This window comes from Saliniradius amylolyticus, assembly GCF_003143555.1.
In the GTDB taxonomy this organism is placed as follows: Bacteria; Pseudomonadota; Gammaproteobacteria; order Enterobacterales; family Alteromonadaceae; genus Saliniradius; species Saliniradius amylolyticus.
In genome coordinates this window covers 2,438,944-2,463,859 of the sequence record NZ_CP029347.1, presented here as the reverse complement: position 1 = coordinate 2,463,859, position 24,916 = coordinate 2,438,944, and the positions used below count along the sequence as shown (strand labels likewise).

The 24,916-nt window shown below is 52.6% G+C and carries 25 protein-coding genes; 16 read left to right on the top strand and 9 right to left on the bottom strand.

Going from position 1 to position 24,916, the window contains the following annotated elements; genetic code table 11:
- Positions 1-103: 103 nt before the first annotated feature.
- The 6 genes from HMF8227_RS11510 to HMF8227_RS11485 are packed head-to-tail and all read left to right on the top strand — an operon-like array spanning position 104 to position 5,148.
- Positions 104-868 carry a DUF3450 domain-containing protein gene (locus HMF8227_RS11510; RefSeq protein WP_109340313.1) on the top strand — a complete coding sequence of 255 codons (765 nt, stop codon included), beginning with the start codon at positions 104-106 and terminating at the stop codon, positions 866-868.
- Positions 869-880: 12 nt separating this feature from the next.
- A complete protein-coding gene (locus HMF8227_RS11505) occupies positions 881-2,248 on the top strand; it encodes a MotA/TolQ/ExbB proton channel family protein (protein ID WP_109340312.1) in 1,368 nt (455 codons plus the stop codon).
- Positions 2,249-2,253: 5 nt separating this feature from the next.
- A complete protein-coding gene (locus HMF8227_RS11500) occupies positions 2,254-2,778 on the top strand; it encodes a MotA/TolQ/ExbB proton channel family protein (protein WP_239421296.1) in 525 nt (174 codons plus the stop codon).
- Positions 2,779-2,802: 24 nt separating this feature from the next.
- Complete coding sequence (locus tag HMF8227_RS11495) at positions 2,803-3,210, top strand: ExbD/TolR family protein (RefSeq protein WP_109340311.1); 408 nt, start codon at positions 2,803-2,805, stop codon at positions 3,208-3,210.
- A gap of 6 nt (positions 3,211-3,216) precedes the next feature.
- Positions 3,217-3,828, top strand: coding sequence for an energy transducer TonB (locus HMF8227_RS11490; RefSeq protein WP_109340310.1), 612 nt, complete (start codon positions 3,217-3,219; stop codon positions 3,826-3,828).
- 9 nt (positions 3,829-3,837) lie between these two features.
- Positions 3,838-5,148, top strand: coding sequence for a tetratricopeptide repeat protein (locus HMF8227_RS11485; protein ID WP_109340309.1), 1,311 nt, complete (start codon positions 3,838-3,840; stop codon positions 5,146-5,148).
- Between the two features lie 88 nt (positions 5,149-5,236).
- On the opposite strand, the gene cfa is transcribed toward HMF8227_RS11485, so the two are convergent.
- The 3 genes from cfa to HMF8227_RS11470 form a co-directional block, all read right to left on the bottom strand.
- Positions 5,237-6,391, bottom strand: coding sequence for a cyclopropane fatty acyl phospholipid synthase (gene cfa, locus HMF8227_RS11480; RefSeq protein ID WP_109340308.1), 1,155 nt, complete (start codon positions 6,389-6,391; stop codon positions 5,237-5,239).
- Positions 6,392-6,485: 94 nt separating this feature from the next.
- On the bottom strand, positions 6,486-6,839 hold the full coding sequence (locus HMF8227_RS11475) for a TraR/DksA family transcriptional regulator (protein WP_109340307.1): 354 nt from the start codon (positions 6,837-6,839) through the stop codon (positions 6,486-6,488).
- 1 nt (position 6,840) lies between these two features.
- The gene (locus HMF8227_RS11470) at positions 6,841-8,100 is read right to left on the bottom strand and encodes a Zn-dependent hydrolase (RefSeq protein ID WP_109340306.1); all 1,260 of its coding nucleotides are present in this window, start codon (positions 8,098-8,100) and stop codon (positions 6,841-6,843) included.
- A gap of 123 nt (positions 8,101-8,223) precedes the next feature.
- Here HMF8227_RS11470 and HMF8227_RS11465 point away from each other — a divergent pair, with 123 nt between their 5' ends.
- The 4 genes from HMF8227_RS11465 to asnB all read left to right on the top strand — a co-directional run bounded on the left by HMF8227_RS11465 (position 8,224) and on the right by asnB (position 13,270).
- Positions 8,224-8,613: a hypothetical protein gene (locus tag HMF8227_RS11465; RefSeq protein ID WP_162558587.1), complete on the top strand. Its 390-nt coding sequence runs from the start codon at positions 8,224-8,226 to the stop codon at positions 8,611-8,613.
- A complete protein-coding gene (locus tag HMF8227_RS11460; RefSeq protein ID WP_109340304.1) occupies positions 8,606-10,039 on the top strand; it encodes a sodium:solute symporter family protein in 1,434 nt (477 codons plus the stop codon). The genes HMF8227_RS11465 and HMF8227_RS11460 overlap by 8 nt, the downstream gene beginning before the upstream one ends.
- 102 nt (positions 10,040-10,141) lie before the next feature.
- Entirely contained in the window at positions 10,142-11,215 is a 1,074-nt protein-coding gene (locus HMF8227_RS11455; protein WP_109340303.1) for an aspartate/ornithine carbamoyltransferase family protein, read from the top strand.
- 45 nt (positions 11,216-11,260) lie between these two features.
- The gene (gene asnB, locus HMF8227_RS11450; protein WP_109340302.1) at positions 11,261-13,270 is read left to right on the top strand and encodes an asparagine synthase (glutamine-hydrolyzing); all 2,010 of its coding nucleotides are present in this window, start codon (positions 11,261-11,263) and stop codon (positions 13,268-13,270) included.
- A 62-nt stretch (positions 13,271-13,332) separates the two neighbouring features.
- On the opposite strand, the gene HMF8227_RS11445 is transcribed toward asnB, so the two are convergent.
- The gene (locus HMF8227_RS11445) at positions 13,333-13,758 is read right to left on the bottom strand and encodes a group I truncated hemoglobin (protein ID WP_109340301.1); all 426 of its coding nucleotides are present in this window, start codon (positions 13,756-13,758) and stop codon (positions 13,333-13,335) included.
- Positions 13,755-14,708, bottom strand: a complete 954-nt coding sequence (locus tag HMF8227_RS11440) for a DUF3034 family protein (RefSeq protein WP_239421295.1) — start codon at positions 14,706-14,708, stop codon at positions 13,755-13,757. Before HMF8227_RS11440 ends, HMF8227_RS11445 begins: the two co-directional genes overlap by 4 nt.
- A gap of 191 nt (positions 14,709-14,899) precedes the next feature.
- Between HMF8227_RS11440 and HMF8227_RS11435 the strand changes: the two genes are divergently transcribed.
- The 4 genes from HMF8227_RS11435 to HMF8227_RS11420 all read left to right on the top strand — a co-directional run bounded on the left by HMF8227_RS11435 (position 14,900) and on the right by HMF8227_RS11420 (position 18,593).
- Positions 14,900-15,898 carry a response regulator gene (locus HMF8227_RS11435; RefSeq protein ID WP_109340299.1) on the top strand — a complete coding sequence of 333 codons (999 nt, stop codon included), beginning with the start codon at positions 14,900-14,902 and terminating at the stop codon, positions 15,896-15,898.
- Entirely contained in the window at positions 15,898-16,386 is a 489-nt protein-coding gene (locus HMF8227_RS11430) for a PAS domain-containing protein (RefSeq protein WP_239421293.1), read from the top strand. Before HMF8227_RS11435 ends, HMF8227_RS11430 begins: the two co-directional genes overlap by 1 nt.
- 90 nt (positions 16,387-16,476) lie before the next feature.
- Positions 16,477-17,235, top strand: coding sequence for a DUF2884 family protein (locus HMF8227_RS11425; RefSeq protein ID WP_109340298.1), 759 nt, complete (start codon positions 16,477-16,479; stop codon positions 17,233-17,235).
- Between the two features lie 149 nt (positions 17,236-17,384).
- Positions 17,385-18,593 carry a methyl-accepting chemotaxis protein gene (locus HMF8227_RS11420; RefSeq protein WP_109340297.1) on the top strand — a complete coding sequence of 403 codons (1,209 nt, stop codon included), beginning with the start codon at positions 17,385-17,387 and terminating at the stop codon, positions 18,591-18,593.
- 11 nt (positions 18,594-18,604) lie between these two features.
- On the opposite strand, the gene hemW is transcribed toward HMF8227_RS11420, so the two are convergent.
- Positions 18,605-19,750, bottom strand: coding sequence for a radical SAM family heme chaperone HemW (hemW, locus tag HMF8227_RS11415; RefSeq protein ID WP_109340296.1), 1,146 nt, complete (start codon positions 19,748-19,750; stop codon positions 18,605-18,607).
- The gene (rdgB, locus tag HMF8227_RS11410; protein WP_109340295.1) at positions 19,743-20,345 is read right to left on the bottom strand and encodes an RdgB/HAM1 family non-canonical purine NTP pyrophosphatase; all 603 of its coding nucleotides are present in this window, start codon (positions 20,343-20,345) and stop codon (positions 19,743-19,745) included. Before rdgB ends, hemW begins: the two co-directional genes overlap by 8 nt.
- A gap of 83 nt (positions 20,346-20,428) precedes the next feature.
- On the opposite strand from rdgB, the gene HMF8227_RS11405 reads away from it, so the two are divergent.
- Positions 20,429-21,358, top strand: coding sequence for a histone deacetylase family protein (locus HMF8227_RS11405; RefSeq protein ID WP_109340294.1), 930 nt, complete (start codon positions 20,429-20,431; stop codon positions 21,356-21,358).
- Here HMF8227_RS11405 and HMF8227_RS11400 read toward each other — a convergent pair.
- A complete protein-coding gene (locus HMF8227_RS11400; protein WP_109340293.1) occupies positions 21,330-22,361 on the bottom strand; it encodes a general secretion pathway protein GspB in 1,032 nt (343 codons plus the stop codon). The genes HMF8227_RS11405 and HMF8227_RS11400 overlap by 29 nt on opposite strands.
- Positions 22,354-23,265 (bottom strand): ExeA family protein, encoded by a 912-nt coding sequence (locus HMF8227_RS11395; RefSeq protein WP_109341092.1) that lies wholly within the window; start codon positions 23,263-23,265, stop codon positions 22,354-22,356. The genes HMF8227_RS11400 and HMF8227_RS11395 overlap by 8 nt, the downstream gene beginning before the upstream one ends.
- Before the next feature lie 166 nt (positions 23,266-23,431).
- On the opposite strand from HMF8227_RS11395, the gene HMF8227_RS11390 reads away from it, so the two are divergent.
- The gene (locus tag HMF8227_RS11390; RefSeq protein WP_109340292.1) at positions 23,432-24,667 is read left to right on the top strand and encodes a multifunctional CCA addition/repair protein; all 1,236 of its coding nucleotides are present in this window, start codon (positions 23,432-23,434) and stop codon (positions 24,665-24,667) included.
- Positions 24,668-24,916: the final 249 nt, after the last annotated feature.

Sequence of the window (24,916 nt, the reverse complement as noted above, 5' to 3'; positions counted from 1 at the left end):
TTGCGATAAATGTAATAAAACTGTCATAGATAATCCCTATCCTGTGCGCGAATTCGGCGGTCAGCACGACGCTGATCTTATGTCACAACCTAGGGTTTAAATTATGAGGCTTTTGAAATTACTTCCTCTGGCACTGCTCTCGCTGGCAGTGGCAAATCCATCTTTCGCACAGGATGACGGCCATCTGGAGCCTGTGATCGAAGAAGCAGGCAAGATCAACGAGTCTGCGGCCAAGTCACAAGCAGAAATCAACGACATGGCCAACACCATCGACGGCAAGGTGCAGAAGTTCAAGACCTTGAATAAAGAAATCGATGGTCTGGAAGTGTATAACCAGCAGCTGCGAAAGCAGATCAGCAACCAGCAGCAAGAAATGGAAGAGCTTAACGCCGCCATCGATGAGGTGAGCGTGATTGAGCGCCAGATAACGCCTCTGATGTTGCGTATGATCAAAGGCTTGCAGCAGTTTGTTGAGCTGGATGTGCCTTTCCTGCCGGAAGAACGCCAAGAGCGCATTACCAAATTACAGAATCTGATGGACCGGGCTGATGTGGCTCCGTCGGAAAAATTCCGCCGAGTAATGGAAGCCTACCAAATCGAGATGGACTACGGCCGCACTATGGAAGCCTACAGCGGCTTGCACATGGTGGATGGCCAGGAGCGTGACGTCGAATTCCTTCGCCTGGGCCGTACCGTTCTGGCATATCAAACTCGTGACGCCAGCAAGCAAGGCATCTGGAATAAGCAAACCCGTCAATGGGAAGAGCTGCCCTCAAGTTATCGCAGTGAGATCACCAAAGCACTGCGCATGGCCAAGAAACAACTGGCACCGGATCTGCTGATGCTGCCGGTAGCACTGACCGAATAAGAGAGCGAAGCGATGAGAACTGTATTTAAATATTTAGTAAGCGGACTATTTGCTTCGGTTGTCGCCACCGGCGCCGTCGCTCAAGAGCAAGACAAAGCCCTGGACCTCGACCAGTTACTGAAGCGTCTGGAGCAAGGTCAGATAGCTCAGAATCAGCAGAATGAGCGTCGTGAGCAAGAGTTCCGTCAGAAAGTAGCGCAGCAAGACCAAATGCTGGAGCAGGCACGTCAGGAACGTAATCAGAAATTAGCCACCAGTGAACAGCTGGAGCGCCAGTTCCAGGAAAACGAATACAAGTTGGGCGATATGAACAAAGCCCTGAGCGATCGTATGGGCTCACTCAAAGAGCTGTTCGGTGTACTGCAGCAAGTGGCGGGCGATACTAAGAGCAAGTTCCAAAACTCGGTGATTTCGGCTCAGATCCCCGGTCGTATCGAGTTTCTGGAAGACATGGCACAGTCTATGGGTAAGAGCTCGAAGATGGCTTCCATTGAAGAGATTGAGCGTGTTTGGTTCGAAATTCAGCGCGAGATGACTGAATCCGGCAAAGTCGTGAAGTTCGAAGCCGACGTGATTGAAGCCGATGGTGAGAAAGAGCGTGAGCAAGTGGTCCGCGTGGGCAGCTTCGCCCTGATCTCCGAAGACGACTACCTGATTCATAATCCAGCCACGGGCACCATTTCTGAGTTAGTGCGCCAGCCAGCCGACCGTTACGGCGATTCTGCTGAAAGGCTGCATGAATCTGACGGCGAACTGGTGAAATTCGGTGTGGACCCCACTGGCGGTTCTATTCTGGGGCTATTGGTACAGGCGCCGACACTGAAAGAGCGTATCGAGCAAGGTGGCCTGGTGGGCTACATTATTCTGGCTGTGGGCGCCATTGGTCTGCTCTTAGCGCTGGAGCGCCTGTTTACGCTGAGCATCATCCGCGCCAAGGTCAAAAAGCAGCTTAAGTCCGATACTATCAAGCAAACTAACCCTCTGGGTCGTGTGCTGCATGTGCGTGACGAGTTCCCGGATGCGGATACCGAGACTCTGGAGCTGAAACTCACCGAAGCCATTTTGGCGGAAGTACCGCGCCTGAGCCGCAACCTGACGATTGTTAAGATCATCTCTGTCGTGGCACCGCTGATGGGTCTGTTGGGTACAGTAACTGGTATGATTCTGACGTTCCAGGCGATTACCCTGTTCGGTACCGGCGATCCTAAGCTGATGGCAGGTGGTATCTCCTCGGCCCTGATTACCACGGTACTGGGTCTGGTGGTCGCCATTCCGATGACCTTGCTGTACGCCATTTTGAATACGCGCAGTAAGAACATCGTCCACATCCTTCAAGAGCAAGCTTCCGGTGTGATTGCAGAACGCGCTGAGCGGAGTTAATCATCATGTTCTTCATGGAGTTTTTTGAAGCCATTCGCGATTTTGTTGAGTCAGGAGGCCAAGTCCTCCTGGCCATCGGCATCCTGATCTTCGTGATGTGGCTGCTGATTCTGGAGCGCGTATTTTACGTGTTCATCTGGCACAAAAACTACAAGAAAGAAACCATTGCTAAGTGGAAGGCGCGCGAGGATAAGTCGTCCTGGAACGCCGAACAAATCCGTCAGGCGATGATTTCCCGGGTGAGTTTGAAACTGAATTCCAGTATCCCGGTAATTCAGGCGTTGGTCGCCCTATGTCCGTTGTTAGGCCTGATGGGAACGGTGACTGGCATGATTGAGGTATTCGATGTGATGGCCATTTCCGGTTCCGGTAATGCCCGTTCCATGGCGGCGGGGGTGTCTAAGGCCACCATTCCGACTATGGCTGGCATGGTGGGCGCGCTGTCGGGCGTTTTTGCCTCGACTTGGCTCAACCGCACCAGCAAAGCAGAACGCACCCACATCGAAGACGCACTGCCGTTGGATCACTAACGGACGAATTAAGAGAGACGTGTTATGAAACAGCATTTTCAGAATCTGGTAGAAGAAGAAGAAGCGCAAATCGATATGACCCCCATGCTGGACGTGGTCTTCATCATGCTGATCTTCTTCATTGTGACGGCGTCGTTCGTCAAGGAAGCCGGGATTGACGTGAATCGTCCTGAAGCCAGTACGGCAGTGAAGAAAAGCCGCGCCAACATTCTGGTGGCGATCAGTGATAAGAACCAGGTTTGGATTAACAAGCGTCAGGTGGATGTACGGGCCATACAGGCCAATATCGAGCGTCTGTACGCAGAAAATCCTCAGGGCAGTGTGGTGATTCAGGCTGACAAAGAAGCCAAAACCGAGACCCTAATCAAGGTTATGGATGCCTCGCGTGCCGCTGGCGTTTACGACGTATCCATTGCTGCCGCAGAAGAGTAATAGATTATGGCTAGACTTCTGATTGCACTTGTTCTGTCAGCGGCCATCACTCTGGGACTGTTCTTCCTGATGCAGTCCCTGATTAAAAGCGGTGGCAGTGCGATGACAGAGCCCCCGCAGGGCAGTGTGCTGGACTTTGTGCGGGTGAAACAAGAGGAAACGGTGGAAGAAAAAGACCGTAAGCCTAAGAAGCCACCCAAGCCGAAAGAGCCACCACCGCCGATGGAACAGCCGCAGATGGATTCGCCAACGCCCAATGCCGAAGGTGGTGCGGGCATGGACTTTAGCGCCGATGTGGGTGATGGCATGGCCCTGGAAGGTGGTTTAGCGCTGGACAGCGGTGACGGTGAATACCTGCCGATTGTCAAAGTGGCGCCGGTGTACCCTCGTCGGGCCTTGCAGCGCGGTATCGAAGGCTATGTGATCGTCGAGTTTACCGTCACCAAGCAAGGCACCGTTCGAGATCCGGTGGTCGTGGAAGCCAACCCCGAAGGTATCTTTGAACAGGCGGCCATGGACGCGGCTGTGAAGTTTAAGTACAAGCCTCGGGTGGTGAATGGCGAAGCAGCGGCTGTAGCCGGTGTTCAGAACCGCATTACTTTCCAGATCGATGGGTAAGGTGGAATGATGTTGAATAGAAAAATCATCACTAAGCTGACCTTAGTGGCATTGGTCACCGGAGCTGCCTATGTTTCTCCGGCACTGACCCCAGCTGGAAGCGCCCAAGCTCAGGAACAAGAGGAAAGGAAAACCCGCCGCACGCCTGCACTTCGTTCCAAGGTCTATGAGCAGTTGTCTCGTGCTCAGTCTCTGGCTGACGAAGATAAAGTCGAAGAGGCTCTGGATGTGCTTCGTAATGTGGAAGATAAAAAGCACTCCATGAACAGCTATGAAAAAGCCATGATGTATAACTTCCTGGGCTTTATTCATTACAACGCCGAAGATTATGCCAAGGCAGTAGAGTCTTTCGAGCAGGTGGTCGCTCAATCTCCCATTCCCGTGAAGTTTGAGATGACTACGCTTTTCTCACTGGCCCAACTGGAAATGATGCAGGGCAACTTCGATGCCAGTGTCAAATATCTGGAACGCTGGGAAACGCTGAACGAGGGAGAGATCCCAGCTAAGAATTACCTGCTTAAGGCTCAGGCGAAGTATCAGCAACAGTCTTACGAAGAAGCCCGGGACTATATCGACACTGCCATCGACAAGGTTAAGGCGGAGGAGAAAGTGCCCGAAGAAAACTGGTATGTGCTGCAACGTGCGATTTACTATGAGTTGAAGCAACCTGAGAAGGTTCGGGATATTCTCGCTGAGATGGTAAAGCACTACGATGAGGGTAAATACTGGGTTCAGCTTGGCGGTATGTACGGTGAGCTCGGTCAGGAAAAAGAGCAACTGGCGATTCTCGAAACCGCTTATCAAAAAGGTTACATCGAAAGCGGCGCCGATATGTTCAACCTGGCTCAGCTGTATTACTACCACAAGGCACCTTACAAGGGCGCTCGGCTGATGGAACTGGGCATGGAAGAGGGCAAGCTGGAACGTAACCTTCGTAACCTTAAGTTCCTGGCCAACTGCTGGACCCTGGCGAAAGAAGGTAACAAGGCAGTACCTGTATTGCAGTCGGCGGCGGAGCTGTCGGAAGACGGTCAGCTGGATGCTCAGCTAGGTCAGTTGCTGCTGAACATGGACCGTTTTGAGGAAGCCATCGCTGCGGCGGATCGCGCCATTGAAAAGGGTGGTTTGCGTAATCCGGGACTAGCGCATCTGGTGAAAGGCATGGCGCTGTACAATACCGAAGAGTATAACGGTGCCTTAAATGAGCTGGCCAAGGCCGAGGAGTATGACCGTACCAGGCGTATGGCTGAGCAGTGGAAGAAGTACGTCACCTCTGAAAAGCAAAACAAAGAGGCGATTGAAGCCAGTTTGTCGTCTTAATTACAACCTTAATGGGTACTAAAAAAGCCACCAGTATTAAGGTGGCTTTTTTATCTCAGGCGTTGTCCTTGAGTCGCAGAACAGAGCGTTAATCTACCCGCTGATAGCCGCCCTCGATGCCGTCTTTGGACAAGACCCACTGCCAGAGCTGAATGTCGCGGGCACGGAAGGCGCCAGCGCAGGACAGCAGGTAATAACGCCACATACGATAGAACCGCTCACTGAGCTTATCTTTGAACTGTGGCCAGGCGGCTTCGAAGTTTTGATGCCAGGCCATCAGGGTTTTGTCGTAATCGGCACCAAAGTTGTGCACGTCTTCCACAACGAAGAGATCATCTGCGGCATCGCCAATCTGGCCCACGGAAGGCAATTCGCCATTAGGGAAGATGTATTTATCAATCCAGGCATTGGTGGGCGTAGACCGGTCGTTCTTGCCGATAGTATGCAGCAGAAACTTGCCGCCTTCTTTCAGGCAGCGATGAGCCACTTCCATATAGGTTCGGTAGTTTTTATGGCCCACATGTTCGAACATGCCAATGCTAACAATATGGTCGAAGGTTTCATTCATCTCCCGGTAGTCCTGAAGACGGAAATCCAGCGGTAAGTCACGGTAGCGTCGCTTGGCCCAGTCGACCTGCTCTTTGGAAATGGTCACACCGACACACTCGACACCGTAATGCTCGGTGGCATAGGCCATAAAGCTACCCCAGCCACAACCGATATCCAGCACCCGCATACCGGGCTTGAGATCCAGTTTGCGGCAGATCAGATCCAGCTTGGCTTCCTGAGCCTCATCCAGTGTTTCGGCGTCTTTCCAGTACCCGCAGGTGTAGGTGAGACGTTTATCCAGCATGGTTTCGTAGAAGTCATTGCCCAAATCGTAGTGGTGCTCACCCACCTCCCAAGCCTTGTTGCTGGTCTGCCTGTTAAGTAAGCGATATTTTAAGGCATGCCACAATAGTCGGCTGGGTTGTATATGTTGCTCCAGGTGTGCTTTCAGGGCTCGGCAGATAAATTGGTCCACCGCCTGGCAATCCCAGGCGCCGTCCATATAGGCCTCACCCAATCCCAGATTGCCGTAGGCAAACACCCGTTCCGGCACGCCGGGCTCGGTCAGTTGGATATCCCACGGCTGATTGCCATTAACCTCAATGCCTGCCTTGGCCAATAATTCTGTAAATTCGTTATCGGCCCTGGAGTGACTGTCCGGCGCCACTCGGGTACTCATAGTGTCAGATTTCATTGGGTGCTCAACTCCCTATGTTCTTAAATCAGAAACTTATGGAATACAGCTTCGTCTTCTACCTTAGTACAAAGCCGCCGCTTTTTTAACCGCACTATTGATTTGAATGTTTTTCAGCGCAATCAATACAATACAGTACGCTGGGGTCGTACTCTAAACGGGCCGGTGCAATTGGCTCGCCACATTCAAGGCAAAAACCAAAGTCATCTTGCTCAAGACGCCGAAGTGCCATCTTGACCAGGTTGAGTCGGTGCTGGCGGCGCCGTTCCTGCTCTAGGGCCATCTGTTGCGCCTGCAACGCGTCCACGCGGGACAAACGTCCAACACTGGTTTGATCCAGAGTCACAGTATCCTGATCGCCACTCTCATCGCTGGCTTCGGAGGTGGCTTGTAACTCCTGTTGCATCTGCATCAGCTTCTTGTGGTATTGCGCATTTTTATTGGCCATCTCAGGCCGCCTTTTTGTTCTTGGCTTGCAGGTAGCTTAGGGCGGTATGCAATAACAAATTGGTGCCATCTTCGATGTCTCGCCAATGGGTCCACTCATCGGGAGCGTGGCTGATACCGCCAAGGCTGGGGACAAAGATCATGCCGGTCTCAGTGATACGGGCCATAAACTGTGCATCGTGCCCGGCTCCGCTGGGCATGACCTCGTAATCCAGGCCCAGCGCTTTGGCATGACGGCGAAAGGCATCGATGGCAGCTTTTGCCATAGGCTGAGGTTCGAGCCAACTGAGTTGTTCAAATTCGAACATCAGGTTATGACGCCGGGCGATGGAAGACAGCACTCGGCGACAGGCGTCGGCCACATTGCGCATCACCTGAGGGTCGGTGTCACGGCCTACCAGCGTGAAGTCAGCCTCGCCGGGCACCGTATGGGCGTACCCGGGTTTCAGGTCCACTTTGCCCACGGTGAGTCGGGTTTTGTCGGTGCCTTCTTCGTCAATAATACGGGGTATCTCATGGGCAAAGTCGGCCAGCCCCATAAAGGCATCGCTGCGCATGTCCATGGGCGCAGTACCGGCGTGGTTGGCCTTGCCAATGAGTTTCACAATCCACTTATAAACCCCTGAAATACCCTCCACCACGCCAATGGGTTTCTTGATTCTCTCCAATACAGGACCCTGTTCGATATGCAGTTCAAGGAAGGCACGAAAGTGTTCGGGTTTCACATGAGCATCCAGTGCATCAAACGCGTTCAAGCCGCACTCGGCCATGGCGTCTTTAAGGTACACTCCACTGGGGTCGTGGGCGTTTTCCAACCACTCTGGCGTGAGATCGCCGGCAATGGCCTGCGCACCGAGCATACCGCCGAAACGGCCTTCCTCCTCAGCAAAGGCATACACCTCCAGAGGCATCGGACAGTCCAGTTTGTTATCCCGAATTACCCGCATAATTTCCAGGCCGGCCATAACACCCAAAGTGCCGTCGAACATGCCTCCTGCGGGCACGGAGTCGATGTGAGAGCCAATCCCTAACACGGGCCCCTTCGGGTCTTTATGATTACAGCCAATAACATTGCCAGCACCGTCCATGCGGGCATGGAAGCCTTCTTTTTCAAACTTATCAATGAGCCAGCGGCGAGATTCCATATCGGCGGGGCTAAAACCGGGCCGGAAGATCCCCTTGGTTTCAGGGTCATATCCAATGTGTGACAGTTCCAGCAGATCATTTTGTAACCGCCCTATATCTATCGCCAATTGACTCATACACGCCTCCTGAAGTGATCTGTTAACAAATTGTTGTCATACTTTATTTTGTTTACTAACAAATGTAGCATGATGTTTAGCCAATTGAATCAAAGGTGTTCAATGAGGGGAATTCAGGGATGTTTGGTTATTTTACTAATACTTCTGTGCAGCCCGGTGACTGCGCAGGAAGAAATTATCTCTCGGGAAGGCTACTTTGTGCTGAATTTCGATAATTACAGCTCAAAGTATGACACTCTGATTATTGAACAAACCTCGCCCGATTCCTGGCAGCAGCGCTTCGATGTTACCGGTCAAAGGCAGGTGACTCTTTCTGGCTTTGCCGATGGCCTTTATCAGGCCCGCCTCACCGCTCCCGGGGAGGTGGAAGAGCCTGTGGTATTGGCCTCGATTCACGTAAAACATCACTCCTTAAATCAGGCTCTGACCTTATTTGGTTTGGGCTTACTCACTTTTTTGGCTTTAGTGATAAGCCTGATTACTCTGAGTCGCAAGGAGCATGAGAATGTTTGAAGCTCAGTTGGATGCCACGCTGGCCATCGCCATCTTGATCGGCTTTGGCGTTTTATGGATAGGTTTTGGTTGGTACCTAGGCAAGGACAACCGAAGCATTGACGACTTTGCTCTGGCAGGTCGCAATGTGGGGATCGCCTTTGCCACTGCCACCGCTATGGCGACGTGGATTACCAGTAATACCACTTTGGTCGCGCCCCAGCTTGCTTACCAATTCGGGGTTTGGGGAATGATAGGATATTCCATGGCGGCGCTGGGGCTGATTTTGTTTGCGCCCATGGCCAAGCGCATCAAAGAATTGATGCCTCACGGTTTTACCAGTGGCGATTTTATCCGCACCCGCTATGGTCGGTCCGCCTGGGCGGTGTTTATGGTGATTTCTCTTTGTTACGCCATGGGCTGGCTGGTGAGCCTGGGGATGGCGGGAGGCATATTACTGTCCTCTCTCAGCGATCTGGATTATCACACCGGTATGACGGCCATTCTGATTATCTGTGTGGGCTATACCTTGCTGGGTGGTTTAAAAGCTGTAATCGCGACCGACTTTGTGCAGTCTATCCTGATTCTGGTGGGCGTGGTCGTGATCGCCTGGTTTTGCATCGACAAGGTTGGCATCGATCAGATCCACGATAATGTGACTCAGTGGCAGCCTGAGCTTTTGAATCTGGCTTTTCCTGCCGCAATTATGTTCCTGTTCAATAACATTTTCTTCGGTATCGGAGAGATCTTTCACTCGAATGTTTGGTGGTCGCGAGCCTTTGCCTTTAAAGGCGGTGTGGGCAAGCGAGCTTTCCTGACCGGCGGCCTGCTGTGGTTGCCGATCCCCATCGTAACCGGGTTTATTGCTTTGGCCGCGTTGTCGCTAGGTATATTGCCGCCCAGTGCCGATATGGTGGGGCCGATGGTGGCTGCCCGGGTTCTGGGGTCAATAGGGGCCGTGTTTGTGTTTGTGATTGTGTTCTCAGCACTGGCCTCCAGCATGGACTCACTGCTGGCCGCGACCTCCGACCTGATTACCCAGGATGGCTATCGCAAGCTGATCAATCCCAACGCCGACAGTGATCGTTTATTGAAGATCTCTAAGCGGGTGATCATCGGCCTGGGGCTGATTACCTGGCTACTGTGTCTGCCCAAGATCACCACCTTGGGCGCGTTGCTGAATTTTACCGGCGCCTTTGTTGCATCGGCCATCTGGCCCATTGTGTTTGGGCTTTATCATCGTGGTTTGACAGGTCCCTTTGCCACTGCTGCCATGGCGCTAGGCACAACCACAGGCTTAGTGCTTTACTTTGTCATCGGTTTTTATGTGGCAGCCATCAGTTCGGCAGTGGTGTCGCTGCTGATCTGCGCTCTTGGATTGCTACTGGCTCGTGGCCAGTTTGATTGGCAACGATTCTCTGAGGAGGGGGCCAATGTATCTGAGTGAGTTTTATCTAACGCTATTGGTGACTATCGCGCTTGTCGGCACGGTATTGGCACCGATAATTTTACTATTGCTATATAAGCGAGATCTGAAGGATAAATCGTTATGGTAGATCCCAATCTTGAAAAGGTGGTGCATTTTGAACGCGACCGTCCCGATGTACAGGGCGACGCCCACCCGAAGAAGTTGCTGCGGGCGATAATTGAGGATGGTGATCACCTCACCAAACTATCGGCCCAGCACATTTATTCGGCGGATCAATTCGATCGTGACACTTTATTGCAATTATTCCGACTGGCGGCCAAGTATGAGGCTAATCCAGGGCGCTTTGCCACCTCGCTGGACGGTCAGATTCTGATCTCCGCTTTTTATGAGCCCAGTACCCGGACCCGTCTGTCTTTTGAAAGTGCCTGGCATCGCCTGGGTGGTGATATTATGTCTATCACCGATCGTTCCACCACAGGCATTGCCAAAGGTGAATCGTTGCGGGATGTTGGGGAGATGTTCAATAACTACGGTGATTGCGTCGTTCTCAGAGACACCGAAGAAAGCTCGGTGCGGGAGATGATGGGCGCCTTGCGTATTCCTATCATCAACGCCGGTAACGGTACCGATGAGCATCCGACTCAAGCCCTGGCTGACCTGTATACCATTTTTAAATGGCGGCCCGACCTGCTGACCGAAGAGCGCGGCCAGCCGCTGAATCTGTGTATCGTCGGTCTGCCCTCCAAAATGCGCACGGTACGCAGCCTGTTGAAGTTGCTGTGTGACTTCCCTGAGTGCTTCGGTACAGTCACCATTATCAACGATTTGACCATTGAAGAGATGTTCTGCCAGGACCAGCTGGAACAACTCACCGAAGCTGGTCTGAATATTAAAACACTGGATTGCCTGAATGATGCACTGCCGGAGGCGGATGTGGTGTACATCAACGCCATCTCCTGGGAAGGGGACTCCTTCAAGCAATACGGTAGCGTCTATCACCTCGACGCTGACTCTCCACTGAAAGAAAACGCCATCATTCTCCATCCCCTGGCCCGTGGCGAAGAGCTTTGCACCAGTTTAGACAGCACGCCCCACAACTGGTATTTCTCGCAGGCTCGCGGCGCGGTATTTCTGCGTATGGCTTTGCTGACCTGTCTGGTACAGCGAGCCGAACGCGTATTGGACGTCATTTAATTTTCCCGCCCCGGAAGCCCCGGGGCCTGTAAACCAGGAGACTCTATGTGTGGAATAGCGGGTATTTTTGCCAAATCTCCCAGTCAGGAAATCGACTCCCAGATTCTGGTCAATATGGCGGCCATTCAGCATCATCGTGGCCCCGACAACTACGGTTATTGTAACCCTAAGGACGTGGGCGTGGGTATGAGCCACGCCCGACTGTCGATTATCGATTTGAATGAAACACGAGGCCGCCAGCCTTTTTTCCTCAATGGTGGCCATACCATCTTTGCTCACAATGGTGAGTTTTATGACTTTCAACGCCTGAGAGCACAGTTGACCGCCGATGGTGAGTACTTTGTCAGTAAGAGTGACTCAGAGATAGTCCCCCACCTGGTCAAGCGTTTTGGTATGCAAGATACGCTGCCTTACCTGCGTGGTGAGTTTGCCTTTGCTCTGTTCGATGAGCAGGAAGACGCTTTGTATTTAGTGCGGGACCGTTTTGGCATTAAACCGCTGTACTGGACTCAGACCGATAACAATATTGTGTTTGGCTCCGAGGTTAAGGCGGTACTGGCTCACCCGGAGGTGACTCCAGAGTTCGACAGTCAGGGGTTGTTTCACCAACTGATCCAGGTTATGGTGCCGGGAACCACGGCCTTCAAAGGGGTCAACCAGGTAGAGCCGGGACATATGCTAAAAATCACCCGTGAAAACGGTGAGTTTCAGGTGCAAACCACCAAATACTGGGATATGGACTTTCCCGAAGCCGATAAGCGCGAGAAGAAAGACGAGCAGTATTATGTGGACGGTGTCAGAGACCAGCTCCTGGAAGCCGTTCAACATCGTCTGACCGCCGATGTTCCGGTGGGCTGCTACCTGTCCGGTGGCATCGATTCCTGCTCCATTCTGGGCTTGGCATCGGCCGCCTCGCAGCATCCGATCCGCGCCTTCACCATCAGCTTCGATAATGACGACTACGATGAGTCTAAGATCGCCGAGCAAATGGCTCAGGCCACAGAGGCTGAACAGGATGTATTGCAACTGAATGCCGACCTGCTGTATGACAACTTTGCCCGCACCATCTGGCATACCGAACGCACCATATACAATACACTGGCGGTAGCTAAACTAATGATGAGTCAGCATGTGACTCACAACAATTACAAGGTGGTGCTCACAGGCGAAGGCTCCGATGAGCTTTTTGCCGGTTATCCTGCCTTCCGCAAGGATATGTTCCTGCATGGTATGGAAGGGCCTGACGAGGCACAAACCGATGACTGGCAGAAAACGCTGGCCGAGTCGAACAAATTGTTTCAGGGGGCCATGCTACCGAAAGATGAGTATATCTCGGATGATATCGACAGTAAGGTGGGTTTTACCCCAAGCTGTCTTCAGCCTTGGTTAGGGTGTTCAGAGTATGCGTTTAACCTGCTTTGTCCCGAGCGGCGCAATGAGCTGGAAGGTTATGAGCCAGGCTCCGCCATTGCTGAACGGCTGGATAAAAACTTTCTCGAGGGCCGCCATCCGTTGGATAAGGCACAATATGTTTGGATCAAGACTATGCTGGAAGGTCAGATTCTGACCTGGGGTGGAGACCGCGTTGATATGGCCAACTCCATGGAGGCCCGCCCGGCGTTTTTGGATCACCACCTGGCCGAGTTTGCCGCCCAGATTCCGCCGGAATTCCGCATTAAGGGCTCGCGGGAGAAACACGTATTGCGAGAAGCCATGAAAGGGCTGCTGCCCGAGGTGTTGTATAACCGCCAGAAGTTTGCCTTTATGGCTCCGCCGGCACACACCGATGATAAAAAGTGGCGGAAACTGAAAGCCTTGTTCGCCAAATACGCTTCTCACGAACAGATAGAACGCGCGGGTATTATCGACGCCGATTATCTGGATAGCCTGATTGCTAAACAGGAGAGCCCGGAAACGCCTGATGCCGATAAGGTACAGATCGATGCGGTTTTAAACCATGTCCTTGGCATTATGGTATTGCATCATCATTTTATTGAGCAGGACATCTCTGAGTTGGCTCACGATAAGGCCCAGCAATTGGGCTGGGTGGTATAGAGGAAATGCTAAAGCAGTAAAAAAAGCCCCGCATCTGCGGGGCTTTTTGTGTGGCCCGGCATCTAATCGGCCTGATACACAATCTGTTCTTTCAGGGGGGCCAGTGCCGCCAGAATCCGGTTCTCCTGCTCGTAGGTTAATCCAATCAGACGCATGGCCTGTTGCACATGCTCTACTAAGCGGAAAAACTCGGCGTCGGTGACGTTTCGATCTGCATGAGCCTCATGCATCGACTTGCCCTCGTATTCACAGGGGCCGCCAATCAGCTCGCAGGTTTGGTTGGTCAACTCGGTGCGCAGATGGCGTTTCGGTACCCCTTCAAAGTGAGGCCCCAGAACAGGGTCGTTGTAGATGCGGTTGATGGCCAGGCCATAGACTTTATGAAGCGTTTGTTTACCGCCTATGTCGTCATAGAGGTTGGTTTTCGGGGCGCTGGCGCAGCCGAACAAAGTCAGTGCAGTAAAAATCAATAAACCGAGTCGAATCATAAATTCACCGTTAAAGAGAGATAAAAGCCAGTAGGATCGTCGTCAAAGGGCAGTTTGCCTAAATCGGTATAGGCTGCCGTCAATGACCAGTGTTTGTCCGGGAAGTAGGCCACAAAGATATCCTTGATGGTATCCGCTTCGCCCAGGCCTGTGAGGTTATCCGGCTGAGTGCGCCATTCAAAGCCGATGGCGGTATTGGGTGAAGGTAAAACCGCCAGGGAGCCTTCCCATTGCAACTGATAACTGTCTTCGGTGGCGCTCTCAAAGCCCAGTAAACCGAGGGTGTTGGCCTTGGTCATACGAGCGGTAACATTGGCCAGTAAATTATTCCCCCAGGCGCCGCCAAGCCATAGTTTAGTCGCGGACAGATACAAGTCGGTACCGCTGTCTTCGGTGGCCCCCAGTAGCATGGGCACACCTGTGTTCGGTAAGGGTACACTACCATCAGAGATAGCCAGTGATTGGTCGAAGTCATGGTTTTTTCGGTATTGTAGCCCCGCGGCAACTTGCGGAAGCCAGGGTGACGGACTGAATACGGCATCGCCGAACAGCTTGACCTTAAGACCAACGATGTCCTGTTCAATATCGGTGCCAGGCGCGGTTTGAATGGCTCCTGAAGTCAGCGCACTGAAGGTGTTGCCCACAACGCCACTGCCGATCTCCAGTGATTGGCGTTGAAGCGAAAGCTCCACGCGATCATAAAAAGTCACTGCCGCGCCCAACGTGTTAATCTGGTAGTCTCCGGCGCTGATATGTTGCAACGAGGCGGCCCCCTGAATTTCTTCCTGGCTGGCGTAACCGGCCATGACCGCCCAGGGCGTAATACCGCCACCGGCGCTGCCATCCACACCGGTAATACCGCCAGTGGCTAAGAGCTGGCTACCGGTATCGGCAATTGAACTGGCGCTTCCCAGCAAACCAACTAACAATAAAGAGAGCGAATGCCTCATAACATACCTTATGGTTGGAGTTTTACTCATGGTAGTGAAAAGCGGACTCAATACCAATCCACATAGACGTTTAATCACTTAGAAACACGAGTCATTATTCTGGCTTTGTCAGATCGGTTGGTGCAAAGTCTTCTTTGCAGTAACTCGGCTAACGGAGTATGTTGAAACCATTACAATGCAAGCGATAGTCTATGTTCTCAGTATTAATATGTGATGATTCTCTGGTCGCTCGTAAACAGGTGGCCAAGTGTTTGCCTACGGACTGGGATGTATCGGTACATTTTGCCAAGCATGGTGAGGAAGCTATCGAGGCCTTAAAAGAAGGCAAGGGTCAGCTGTTATTGCTGGATTTAAATATGCCGGTAATGGATGGCTACCAGGTATTGGAAACCATCCAACAGCAGCGGTTAAATACGCAAGTTATCGTCATTTCCGGCGATGTGCAGCCCGAGGCCCATCAGAGAGTGAAAAATCTTGGGGCATTGGCGTTTATTGAAAAACCCATTAAGCCCGAGCTCTTCCTGGAATTACTCAGTAAGCATGACTTGTTTCGCCAACATTCAGAGGCTGCGGCGCCTGAGTTGACCGATATTGATCCCAAGATGCGCGATGCCTATCAGGAAATCACCAACATAGCGATGGGACAGGCGGGGGATCATCTGGCTCGCATTCTTAATGTATTTGTCGAGCTGCCCATTCCCAATGTGAATCTTATCGAAGCGGCGGAATTGCAGATGATGCTGCAAAATATCGAAGACAAAGAGTCGGTGTCCGGTACCTGTCAGGGGTTTGTTGGACCGGGGATCAGTGGTGAGGCGCTGTTTATTCTCAGTGAGTCCAGCTTCTCTGATGTGGCAAAGATCCTTAATATCCAGGGCGCGGTGGATGACCGTTTGCAACTCGAACTGTTAATGGATGCGGCTAATATTCTAATCGGCACTTGCCTTAATGGGTTAGCCAATCAACTGGATATGCACTTTAGCCAAGGGCACCCGGTGGTATTAGGGCAACACCGCAACATCAGTGAACTTATCTCGGTCAATAAGACCCGCTGGCGCCGGACCTTGGCCATCGAGCTGAGCTATGGTCTGGAAGGGTATGACGCCCATTGTGAATTGATTCTGCTGTTCTCAGAAAACTCCCTGCCAGTATTGAACAATAAGCTGGCTCACCTGGTGGAGGATGCGTAATGAACGACAGTATTATGAGTGAGATGACCGAGTTTCACTGGATGATGGATATGCTGCAAACGGTGGACGTGGGACTGGTCGTACTCAACCGCCGGTTTGAAGTGAAGTTGTGGAACGGCTTTATGGAGAGCCATTCGGGCCTGTTGCCCAGCCAGGTGCGCGATAAATGCCTGTTTGATTTATTCCCTGAAGTGGATAAACAATGGTTTCAGGATAAGGTACGGCCTGTATTCGAACTGAAAAACCGCTCATTCATGGTTTGGGAGCAGCGTCCTTATTTGCTGAAGTTCCCCAATTACCGCCCAATTACCGGTACCGAGGATGTGATGTACCAAAATATTACCCTGTCACCGCTCACCAGCACCACGGGGCAAGTGGATAATATCTGTATGATGATTTATGACGTTACCGATGTTGCGGTGAGTAAGAAGATATTGGAGTCGGCACAGGTGACGTTAAGCGAATTAGCCGAAAGAGCAGAGTCGTAGAACGCAGATTTTGATGGCTTAGTCCGAATGTTGTTGCGATTTGCGTGGTAAGGCGCACAATATTTAATGAATTCTTAGTATCATCGGTTTATGCGTTATTACTTTGCGATCATCTTAGTTTCTGTCTCTGGCTGGGTTCAGGCGGCACTGAAGTGTGATGCCGATCTCCAGTACGGCGTTGTGGTTAATGAAAACCATGTACGGGTGCAGAAACACTCTCGCACTCTCTACCAGATCAATCAGCACCAGCAGCTTATCGTGCAAGGTCACTGGATTGAACTGCCCGCCCCTCAACAGCAGCAGTTAACCGAGTTTGCTGAAGGCTTGCACTATTCCATTCCCAAGGTGATTGTGTTGGCGACCGAAGGCGTCGAGTTGGCCATCAGCACCGTGGAGCAAGTTTACTCTGGCCTAATCGGCCAACGCAGCGATGGCTATGACCGCCTGCAGGATGCTTTATGGCGTGTCAGACGCAAGGTGCAAGGTAAATTCATTCATGCCAATTTAAATAATTACATTGGCCCACGCAGTTTAGAAAATGTGGATGCTATCGTGGAACAAGGCTTCGAATCGGAAATTGAACAGGCTTTCTCCACCTCATTAGGAGGCATATTATCCGCAGTAGGAGGTATTGCCAGCGAGGGCAATGACAACCTTGACGAACGGGTGGCAGCCCTAGCCAAACGGTTGGAGCGGATGGGCCAGAAGATTGCGCCTCAGGCCGACACCCTGAGAAAACAGGCAGAATGGTTTTGCAATGAAGTGAAACGCCTTGATGGCATTGAAGAGCAACTGCGTCGGCAAGTGCCGGAACTTCGACCTTACGATCTCATTATCACTGAGAACTAATGCAATTTGGTATAAAGTTTTTTGCTGTCCGCTACGATAAAGGCAAAAGCAGCCTGCACAAATAAAAAAGGTGTTTTATGATGCAGGTCATAGTAGCGAACAGGCCAGACGTCATAATAGGACGCTGAGTCGATACGGGGGATGGACTATTGCTGGCACTCTATTATCAAATTGAGAAAACCTTTTTCTACACCCTGACCCGCAAAATTGTGGGCAACGTGACTTTTTTATTTCTGTTTCAAGTCTTAACTCTGTGGCTGCTAATTTCGGACGCGCCCTGGACCCAAAGTGGCTGGCTAGTGGGTTTATTAGCAGTGATCTCCGTGTTGGCCTTCGTTTTTACCATTTTTTATCTGACGTATCTTATTGTGCGCCCGGTGCGCACAATTTTGAAAAACTTTGAGGATATCAACCAGCAGCAAGGAGATCTCAACGTACGCCTGCCTAAATTTACCTATGACGAATTTCGTCAATTATCGGACAGCTATAATTTGTTTGCCGACAATCTGTCGCAGATCCTGGGGGATATTGGCCGCCATGCGTTAAACGCGAAGAACCAAAACCAGGCCGTTGTCAGCAAAGTCAATGACACGACAGACAGTGTTCAACAGCAGGATGGGCTCAGTCAGGAGGTCATGGCCTCCAGTCAGCAGGTTAATGATGAGATTCAGGCCATTGTTGAGCGCACCGATGCAGTGGCTCAGGCCACCCGCAGCAATCAGCAAACCGCCGATGAGGCAACCCGTAAGTTGGTGTCACTGGCTGACGACATTGGCAATATTGACCAGTTACTCCGGCAGTTTGCGGCAACGGTGGATGGTCTCAAAGATAACGCCGATAACATCCGTAATATCCTTAAAATGGTGGAAGAGTTTTCCGACCAAACCAATTTACTGGCACTCAATGCTGCGATTGAGGCAGCCCGTGCCGGGGAAGCGGGACGAGGCTTTGCGGTGGTCGCCGACGAGGTCCGTTCGCTCTCGGTCAAGGTGAATGAAGCCACCGGTAAGATCAATAGCTTTATTAATGAAATGGAGTCCCTGGTTAAGGAGACTCAGTCCGAATCGGAAAATCTGATCAGCGTCTCGGATAAGGCCCAGAGTGAGATTACCGATACCTCAGAACAGTTCCAGGGTATGTTGCAGGAGCTCATCGCTAACTCCGAGCGCCTGGAACATGTGGGTGAGTCGGTGCATACTCTAAACCACACCTACAACGCGGCCCATGAAGCGGTGGGTAATATTTCCCGTCTTGGCGGTGATATTCGCGATAATATGCAACAGATAGAGCAGCAGATGCGGGAGTTGACGGTGGAAACAGAGACCACCGAAACCCAATTGCAGCGATTTTTGAAATAGTCCGACTGGTGCTAAACAAAAAGCTCCAGCAGGCTGTTGAGATAACGCCGTCCCTTGGTCGTGACCTGCCAGTGACGGTTGCTGTCGGCCAGAAGCCCCTGGTCGATACCTCTTTGGAGTGCATTGCTTACGCCAAATTCGGTTGTTGTCAGTCCCGTAAAGTGTTCGTAATCCAGCTTGGGGCAGGGCTCTACCAGGCGTAGCCGGTTCATCAGAAACTCAAAAGGGCGCTCCTCCGCCGGGACCTCGGTGCTCTGATAAAGGTAAGGACGGCTTAGATCCATATAACCCTTAGGGTGTTTTACCTTGACCCGCCGTTCGATGCGTCCCTGGTCGGCATCGGTGATTTTGCCATGAGCCCCACAGCCGATACCCAGGTAATCGCCAAAACGCCAATAGTTAAGGTTATGCAAACACTGCTGGCCGGGCTTGGCATAGGCGGATATCTCATATTGTTCATAACCTGCTTGAGAGAGCAATTTATGACCCTGCTCCTGAATTGCCCAAAGAGTGTCGTCCTGAGGCAGCTCAGGCGGCTGGGAGGCAAACAGAGTGTTGGGTTCGATGGTCAACTGATACCAGGACAGGTGCGGGGGCGCTTGAGCGATAGCCTGTTTGAGGTCGTCCAGCGCCTCTTCGGTGCTTTGGTCGGGGAGGCCGTGCATCAGATCCAGATTAAAGCTACGCAGCCCCGCCTGGTTGGCGTATCCGGCGGCCGCTTTTGCCTGGGCGCTGTCGTGAATCCGGCCTAAGCGCTCAAGCTTGTCGGCCTGAAAGCTTTGTACACCGATGGACAAGCGGTTGACTCCCGCTTCGGCAAAGCCAGCGAACTTTTCGCTTTCCACTGTACCGGGATTGGCTTCCAGAGTGATTTCCGCCTCAGAGGCCAGATCGACCCGCTCGGCTACGCCCTGCAACAGGCGGCCAATCCCCTCGGGGCTGAATAAGCTCGGGGTCCCCCCGCCAAAGAAGATGGTGCTGACCTGTCGGCCCTTTACCAATGGTGCGTCTTCTGCCAGATCATCCAGCAGGTGACTGATGTACTCGGCCTCCGGAAGGCTCTGTTGCTTTTGTCCGTGAGAATTGAAGTCGCAGTAGGGACATTTTTGCACGCACCAGGGAATATGAATATACAGCGACAGTGGTGGATTAACCAAATTCCGGCTCCAGCTTGCCGATCAGCTTCTGCGTGGCCTTACCGCGATGGCTGATACGGTTTTTGACCTCGGCACTCAGCTCGGCGGCGGTACAGTTGTATTCGGATACCCAGAACACCGGATCATAACCAAAGCCGCCATTACCCTGACGTTCATGGGCGATGCTGCCGAACCACTCGCCCTGGGTGATAATGGGCGTGGGGTCATTGGCGTGACGCATCATTACCATCACACAGACAAACTTGGCCTGGCGCTCCTTATCGTCCGTTTTTACCAACTCACGCAATAACTTACGCACATTTTCATCATCGCCGGCTTTCTCGCCCGCGTAGCGTGAGGATATCACCCCCGGCGCTCCCCCCAGGTTGGGTACCACCAGACCTGAATCATCGGCCACAGCAGGCAGACCAGTGGCCTCACAAGCATTTCGGGCCTTAATGATGGCGTTTTCCACGAAGGTGGTGCCGGTTTCGGCTGCTTCGGGGACATCGAATTCGCTCTGAACCCGCAGATTGACATTGAGCGGCGACAATAAGCGATTGAGTTCTCTAACCTTGCCCGGATTGCCCGTAGCCATAACCCAGTTGTGTTGCATGCTCGCTCCCGCAGATGGTATTTATTTATCCCTTAGTTTACCCTGAGAAGCCTTGTTACGCGATCCAAGCTTAGGAGCAGTCTGTGGTGCCTTTGGTCTTTGACCCTATCTACAGCCAGCTAGATTTACCTCGTCGGCATCGTTTTCCCATTGAAAAATACCAGGGCATTTACGATGCACTGATCGCCCAGGGTATAACCGAAAGCTGTTTTCATCGTCCGCAGCCTCTCTCTGAACAGCGTATCCTCGCTGAGTTTGATCCCGATTACATTGGGCCGCTGCTAGAGGGGGCATTGGATGCCAAAGCCATGCGGCGAATTGGCTTTCCCTGGTCATCGCAGCTCATTCGGCGCACTCGTACCGCTGTTGCAGGAACCCTGCTGACCGCCGAGTTGGCGTTGGCCCACGGTAAGGCGCTGAACCTGACCGGAGGCTATCATCACGCCCATTATGATTTCGGCTCCGGATTTTGTCTGGTCAACGACCTCTATCTGGCTGCCAACGCCATGTTAGCTTCACCGGATATTGATAAGGTGCTGGTCTTCGACTGTGACGTGCACCAGGGAGATGGCACGGCGGCACTGGCACAGGGGCGAGATGACATCATCACGGTCTCCTTACATGGCGAGAAAAATTTTCCCCACCGCAAACAAGTATCGGATATGGATTTCGGTCTGCCTAAAGGGACTCAGGATAATGAGTATTTGCCCGTGGTGGAAAATGCGCTGGATATGGCACTGAATCTGTATCGACCCGATGCAGTGATCTACGACGCCGGGGTGGATATACATATCGACGACGATCTGGGGCATCTGGATATCAGCACTCAGGGCGTCTATCAGCGGGATAGGCTAGTATTCAACCGCTGCGAGCAGGAGGGTCTGCCGGTAGCCGCCGTTATCGGTGGCGGTTATCAGCGGGATATTCCGGCGCTGGTGGAAGTACACCTGCAACTGTTTAGAGCGGCGGGTGTGATTTCGAATACTACCAGTCGGTCAGCGCCCGCATACTGAATTGCTGGCCGCGAAAGGCCATCACCACGTGCTGCGGCTCAATACGAACGATACGCAGATCGTCGTTAATGGCATCGCCTTCACCCAGTTCCTGACCGTTGACATTGACCCAGCGATCCTCAGGGTTTGAGGCGTACATATGGGCCGAAAAGCTCATGGAGGGTAACTCAGTCAAAGCCCAGGCAGGCAGCTCATGCACCATCACCACTTCATCATCAGGCAGGCTGGACTCGGGCTTGGTCACGGGGTGATCTTCGCTTTCTATGGCAGACACTGCCTGCTCGAATTTGCGCAATAACTCCGGTGAGATCTTATCGGGCTGATTGCCGGCTTGTTTTTCGGCCTCAGGAATAAGACGCTCTGATCCTTTTGCCGGATCGGGAGCCTGGTTAGTTGTGTCTGCGACCGTTTGTGATTCGGTTGCAGAGGTCTGAGGCTGAGTTTTCTGCTCCGGGGTCGTTGATGATACCGGAGAGGTGTTTTTGTCGGCTTCAGACGCGGTTACCGGGTCAGGCTCACTGAAAGACTGTGAGGTTTGTGAGGGCGTACCGACCCTGTCGGCTGAAGGAGCTGGCTGCAACCACCATTTTGGAGAGGTCGCCAGTAACCAGCCGATGGCAAAGCCGCTCAATAACATCAAGCTTAAGAACCCCGCTCGGCGGCCATAATACTGCCAAGGGGCGGGCAGCGACTGAATCGATGGCATAAACAGACTGCGATTAAATTGATCGGTGACGGCCTGTTCATGTTGGGGAGAGTTGCCGCTGGCAAAAAGCTTTTGGGTATCCGACAGGCTTTGCCGGTCTTTTGGCGTATCGTCCAGTTCTACGGTTTGGTCCGGGTCGATGGCCAGCTCCATCACGCCCATTTCTTTCAGGCCGTGTACCATGGCGTCGCTGGTGACCAGACCGGATTTGCGGATCTTCACCGGGCCATCCTGCCGGGTGATTTGCAGGATCACCATGCCGGGCTTGAGCTGGTTGATGGGAATCGTTTTAGCCATACCAGACTCCTGTCAGCCAGCCCAGGCCCACGCCTATAAGTCCGGTCGCGGCGACCAGGGCCGCCCAGCTTCTGTTTTGGCGCTGTTGCACTACGTCGGCGCCCAGTATTTGCTCGGCGGCGGCGACCAGTATATAGCGTTTTACCACGGGCAGCTGTTTGCTGAAGGTGAGTGTCAGCGCGCGGTCACACAACAGGTTTATCACCCGAGGGATGCCGCCGGTAATCTGATAGACCGCCGACAGCGCTGCTGCGCTGAATATCTGACTGTCGCCTCCGGCGATATGCAGACGATGGCCAATATAGGCCTTGGTTTCATGGGCGTTGAGTGGCATCAGATGGTAGCGTGCGGTGATGCGCTGGGCCAGCTGGCGCAGTTCATTGCGCTTTAAAAGCTGTTGTAGCTCGGGCTGGCCGATCAGCACCACCTTTAATAATTTCTCCCTGTTGGTTTCCAGGTTGGTTAATAATCGCAATTGCTCCAGCACTTCCGGCATCAGGTGCTGCGCTTCGTCCACAATCAGTACGGTACTGATGCCCTGACGGTGATTGCTGGCAAGATGAGCCAGAATTTTATCACTGAAATTTTTCAGACTGGGGTGCTGGCGGTCATGGTCGATACCCAGCTCATCGCATAACGTGGCGAGCAGCTCAAGAGCCGACAGGCTGGGGTTTAATATCATCGCCACCTGGGTGCTGTCTGGCAGTTGTTGCAACAGCTTTCGAGATACCGTGGTTTTCCCGGTGCCCACTTCGCCGGTGAGCATCACAAAACCGCCGCTCTCGCGCAGACCGAAGGTCAGGTGCGCCAGCGCCTCTTTGTGGCGGGGACTCATGTACAGATAGTCTGGATTGGGGGCGATGGAAAAGGGGTTATCCGTCAGCCCGAAATAGTTAAGATACATGCGCTCGCTATTATGCCCGCTCAGATAGAGCATTGGTCTAATGATGATTAGGTGCCTAAGTTAACCACTGCCGCAGGATCAAGTCAAAGTTGGTAGCGGGCTCCGACGTCTGTGATTCATTGTATATGATGAGTACAATAGCTTTATCCAAGTAAAGAGGCGATTTATGCAAACCTATCTGGTGGGCGGCGCGGTGCGCGACAAGCTATTGAGGCGGGAGGTCAAAGAACGCGACTGGGTGGTAGTGGGCGCGACTCCACAAGCCATGATCGATAAGGGGTATCGACAAGTCGGAAAGGACTTCCCGGTATTTTTACACCCCAAGACCGGTGAAGAATATGCGCTGGCCCGCACCGAACGAAAATCCGGTCAGGGCTATACCGGCTTTGACTGCTACGCCGCGCCTGATGTGACGCTTGAACAAGACTTGGTGCGTCGCGACCTGACCGTGAACGCCATGGCCGAAGATGAGCAGGGGCAGCTGATCGATCCCTTTAACGGTCAGGCCGACCTGGAAAAGCGCATTTTTCGCCATGTGTCCGATGCTTTTGTGGAAGATCCTTTGCGGGTGCTGAGAGTCGCCCGCTTTGCCGCTCGTTATCACGGTTATGGTTTTAGCATTGCCAGCGAAACTCAGGCTCTGATGAGTGACATAGCGCAAAGTGGCGAGTTGGAGTTACTCAGCGCTGAGCGTGTCTGGAAGGAAACCGAGCGCGCCCTGACCGAGCCCTGTCCAGAGGTGTATTTTCAGGTCTTGCGGGATTGTGGAGCACTGAGAAGCTGGTTTAGCGAGCTGGATGCGCTCTGGGGCGTGCCTCAGCCCGAGCAGTGGCACCCTGAAATTGACACTGGCGTTCACAGCCTGATGGTCCTGGAGCAGGCCGCACGCCTGTCTGAAAAAACCACAGTGCGCTTTGCTGCGCTGATACATGATTTGGGCAAGGGCGTAACCCCCAAAGACAAATTGCCCAGCCACCACGGCCACGAGCAGGCAGGCCTGAAACTGATTAAACGTCTGTGTCAGCGTCTCAGGGTACCCAATGAATTTCAGCAGCTTTCCTTGCTGGCCGGCGAGTTTCATACCCATATCCACCGTGCTTTTGAGTTAAAACCCGCTACAGTGGTGAAGGTCTTTAACCGCTGCGATGTCTGGCGCAAACCGCAGCGCTTTGCCGAGGTGCTGGTGGCCTGTGAGGCCGATGCGCGCGGTCGCACTGGCTTTCAAGACCGTGATTACCCGCAGGCCGAGTACATTGAGGCTGCATTTCAGGCCGCGCAGGCGGTGGATCCTCAGAAGATTGTAGCGCAAGGTTTTGAGGGCAAGGCTATCGGCGAGCAGCTTAGTCAGCAGCGCCAGCAGGCAGTGGCTGATATCAAGCGACAGTGGCAACAAAACTTATGACGCCGCCGGGTAACTTCTTTATACTCGCGCAGCATAACAACTGGAAAGTAAGAGTGTGTCTATCTTTCATAGACGCGCTCTGCTGGAGGTCGTTTTTTCATCCAGCAAGGCAGAAGGAGCGAGGTTTAGTGGTTCTAAATGAGCGACTGATAACACAGTTGGGTGGAAAAAACGGCCCCAGCCCTTTGGGTTGAGGCTAAAAATGCGTCACTCTGTGTTACTTCGCGGTTCATTTAGATGGCTAAACCA

What these genes read in the sequence shown, in the direction of transcription:
- HMF8227_RS11510 (WP_109340313.1), top strand. Translation starts at nt 104, where the DNA reads ATGAGGCTTTTGAAATTACTTCCTCTGGCACTGCTCTCGCTGGCAGTG.
- HMF8227_RS11505 (WP_109340312.1), top strand. Translation starts at nt 881, where the DNA reads ATGAGAACTGTATTTAAATATTTAGTAAGCGGACTATTTGCTTCGGTT.
- HMF8227_RS11500 (WP_239421296.1), top strand. Translation starts at nt 2,254, where the DNA reads ATGTTCTTCATGGAGTTTTTTGAAGCCATTCGCGATTTTGTTGAGTCA.
- HMF8227_RS11495 (WP_109340311.1), top strand. Translation starts at nt 2,803, where the DNA reads ATGAAACAGCATTTTCAGAATCTGGTAGAAGAAGAAGAAGCGCAAATC.
- HMF8227_RS11490 (WP_109340310.1), top strand. Translation starts at nt 3,217, where the DNA reads ATGGCTAGACTTCTGATTGCACTTGTTCTGTCAGCGGCCATCACTCTG.
- HMF8227_RS11485 (WP_109340309.1), top strand. Translation starts at nt 3,838, where the DNA reads ATGTTGAATAGAAAAATCATCACTAAGCTGACCTTAGTGGCATTGGTC.
- cfa (WP_109340308.1), bottom strand. Translation starts at nt 6,391, where the DNA reads ATGAAATCTGACACTATGAGTACCCGAGTGGCGCCGGACAGTCACTCC.
- HMF8227_RS11475 (WP_109340307.1), bottom strand. Translation starts at nt 6,839, where the DNA reads ATGGCCAATAAAAATGCGCAATACCACAAGAAGCTGATGCAGATGCAA.
- HMF8227_RS11470 (WP_109340306.1), bottom strand. Translation starts at nt 8,100, where the DNA reads ATGAGTCAATTGGCGATAGATATAGGGCGGTTACAAAATGATCTGCTG.
- HMF8227_RS11460 (WP_109340304.1), top strand. Translation starts at nt 8,606, where the DNA reads ATGTTTGAAGCTCAGTTGGATGCCACGCTGGCCATCGCCATCTTGATC.
- HMF8227_RS11455 (WP_109340303.1), top strand. Translation starts at nt 10,142, where the DNA reads ATGGTAGATCCCAATCTTGAAAAGGTGGTGCATTTTGAACGCGACCGT.
- asnB (WP_109340302.1), top strand. Translation starts at nt 11,261, where the DNA reads ATGTGTGGAATAGCGGGTATTTTTGCCAAATCTCCCAGTCAGGAAATC.
- HMF8227_RS11445 (WP_109340301.1), bottom strand. Translation starts at nt 13,758, where the DNA reads ATGATTCGACTCGGTTTATTGATTTTTACTGCACTGACTTTGTTCGGC.
- HMF8227_RS11440 (WP_239421295.1), bottom strand. Translation starts at nt 14,708, where the DNA reads ATGAGGCATTCGCTCTCTTTATTGTTAGTTGGTTTGCTGGGAAGCGCC.
- HMF8227_RS11435 (WP_109340299.1), top strand. Translation starts at nt 14,900, where the DNA reads ATGTTCTCAGTATTAATATGTGATGATTCTCTGGTCGCTCGTAAACAG.
- HMF8227_RS11430 (WP_239421293.1), top strand. Translation starts at nt 15,898, where the DNA reads ATGAACGACAGTATTATGAGTGAGATGACCGAGTTTCACTGGATGATG.
- HMF8227_RS11425 (WP_109340298.1), top strand. Translation starts at nt 16,477, where the DNA reads ATGCGTTATTACTTTGCGATCATCTTAGTTTCTGTCTCTGGCTGGGTT.
- rdgB (WP_109340295.1), bottom strand. Translation starts at nt 20,345, where the DNA reads ATGCAACACAACTGGGTTATGGCTACGGGCAATCCGGGCAAGGTTAGA.
- HMF8227_RS11400 (WP_109340293.1), bottom strand. Translation starts at nt 22,361, where the DNA reads ATGGCTAAAACGATTCCCATCAACCAGCTCAAGCCCGGCATGGTGATC.
- HMF8227_RS11395 (WP_109341092.1), bottom strand. Translation starts at nt 23,265, where the DNA reads ATGTATCTTAACTATTTCGGGCTGACGGATAACCCCTTTTCCATCGCC.
- HMF8227_RS11390 (WP_109340292.1), top strand. Translation starts at nt 23,432, where the DNA reads ATGCAAACCTATCTGGTGGGCGGCGCGGTGCGCGACAAGCTATTGAGG.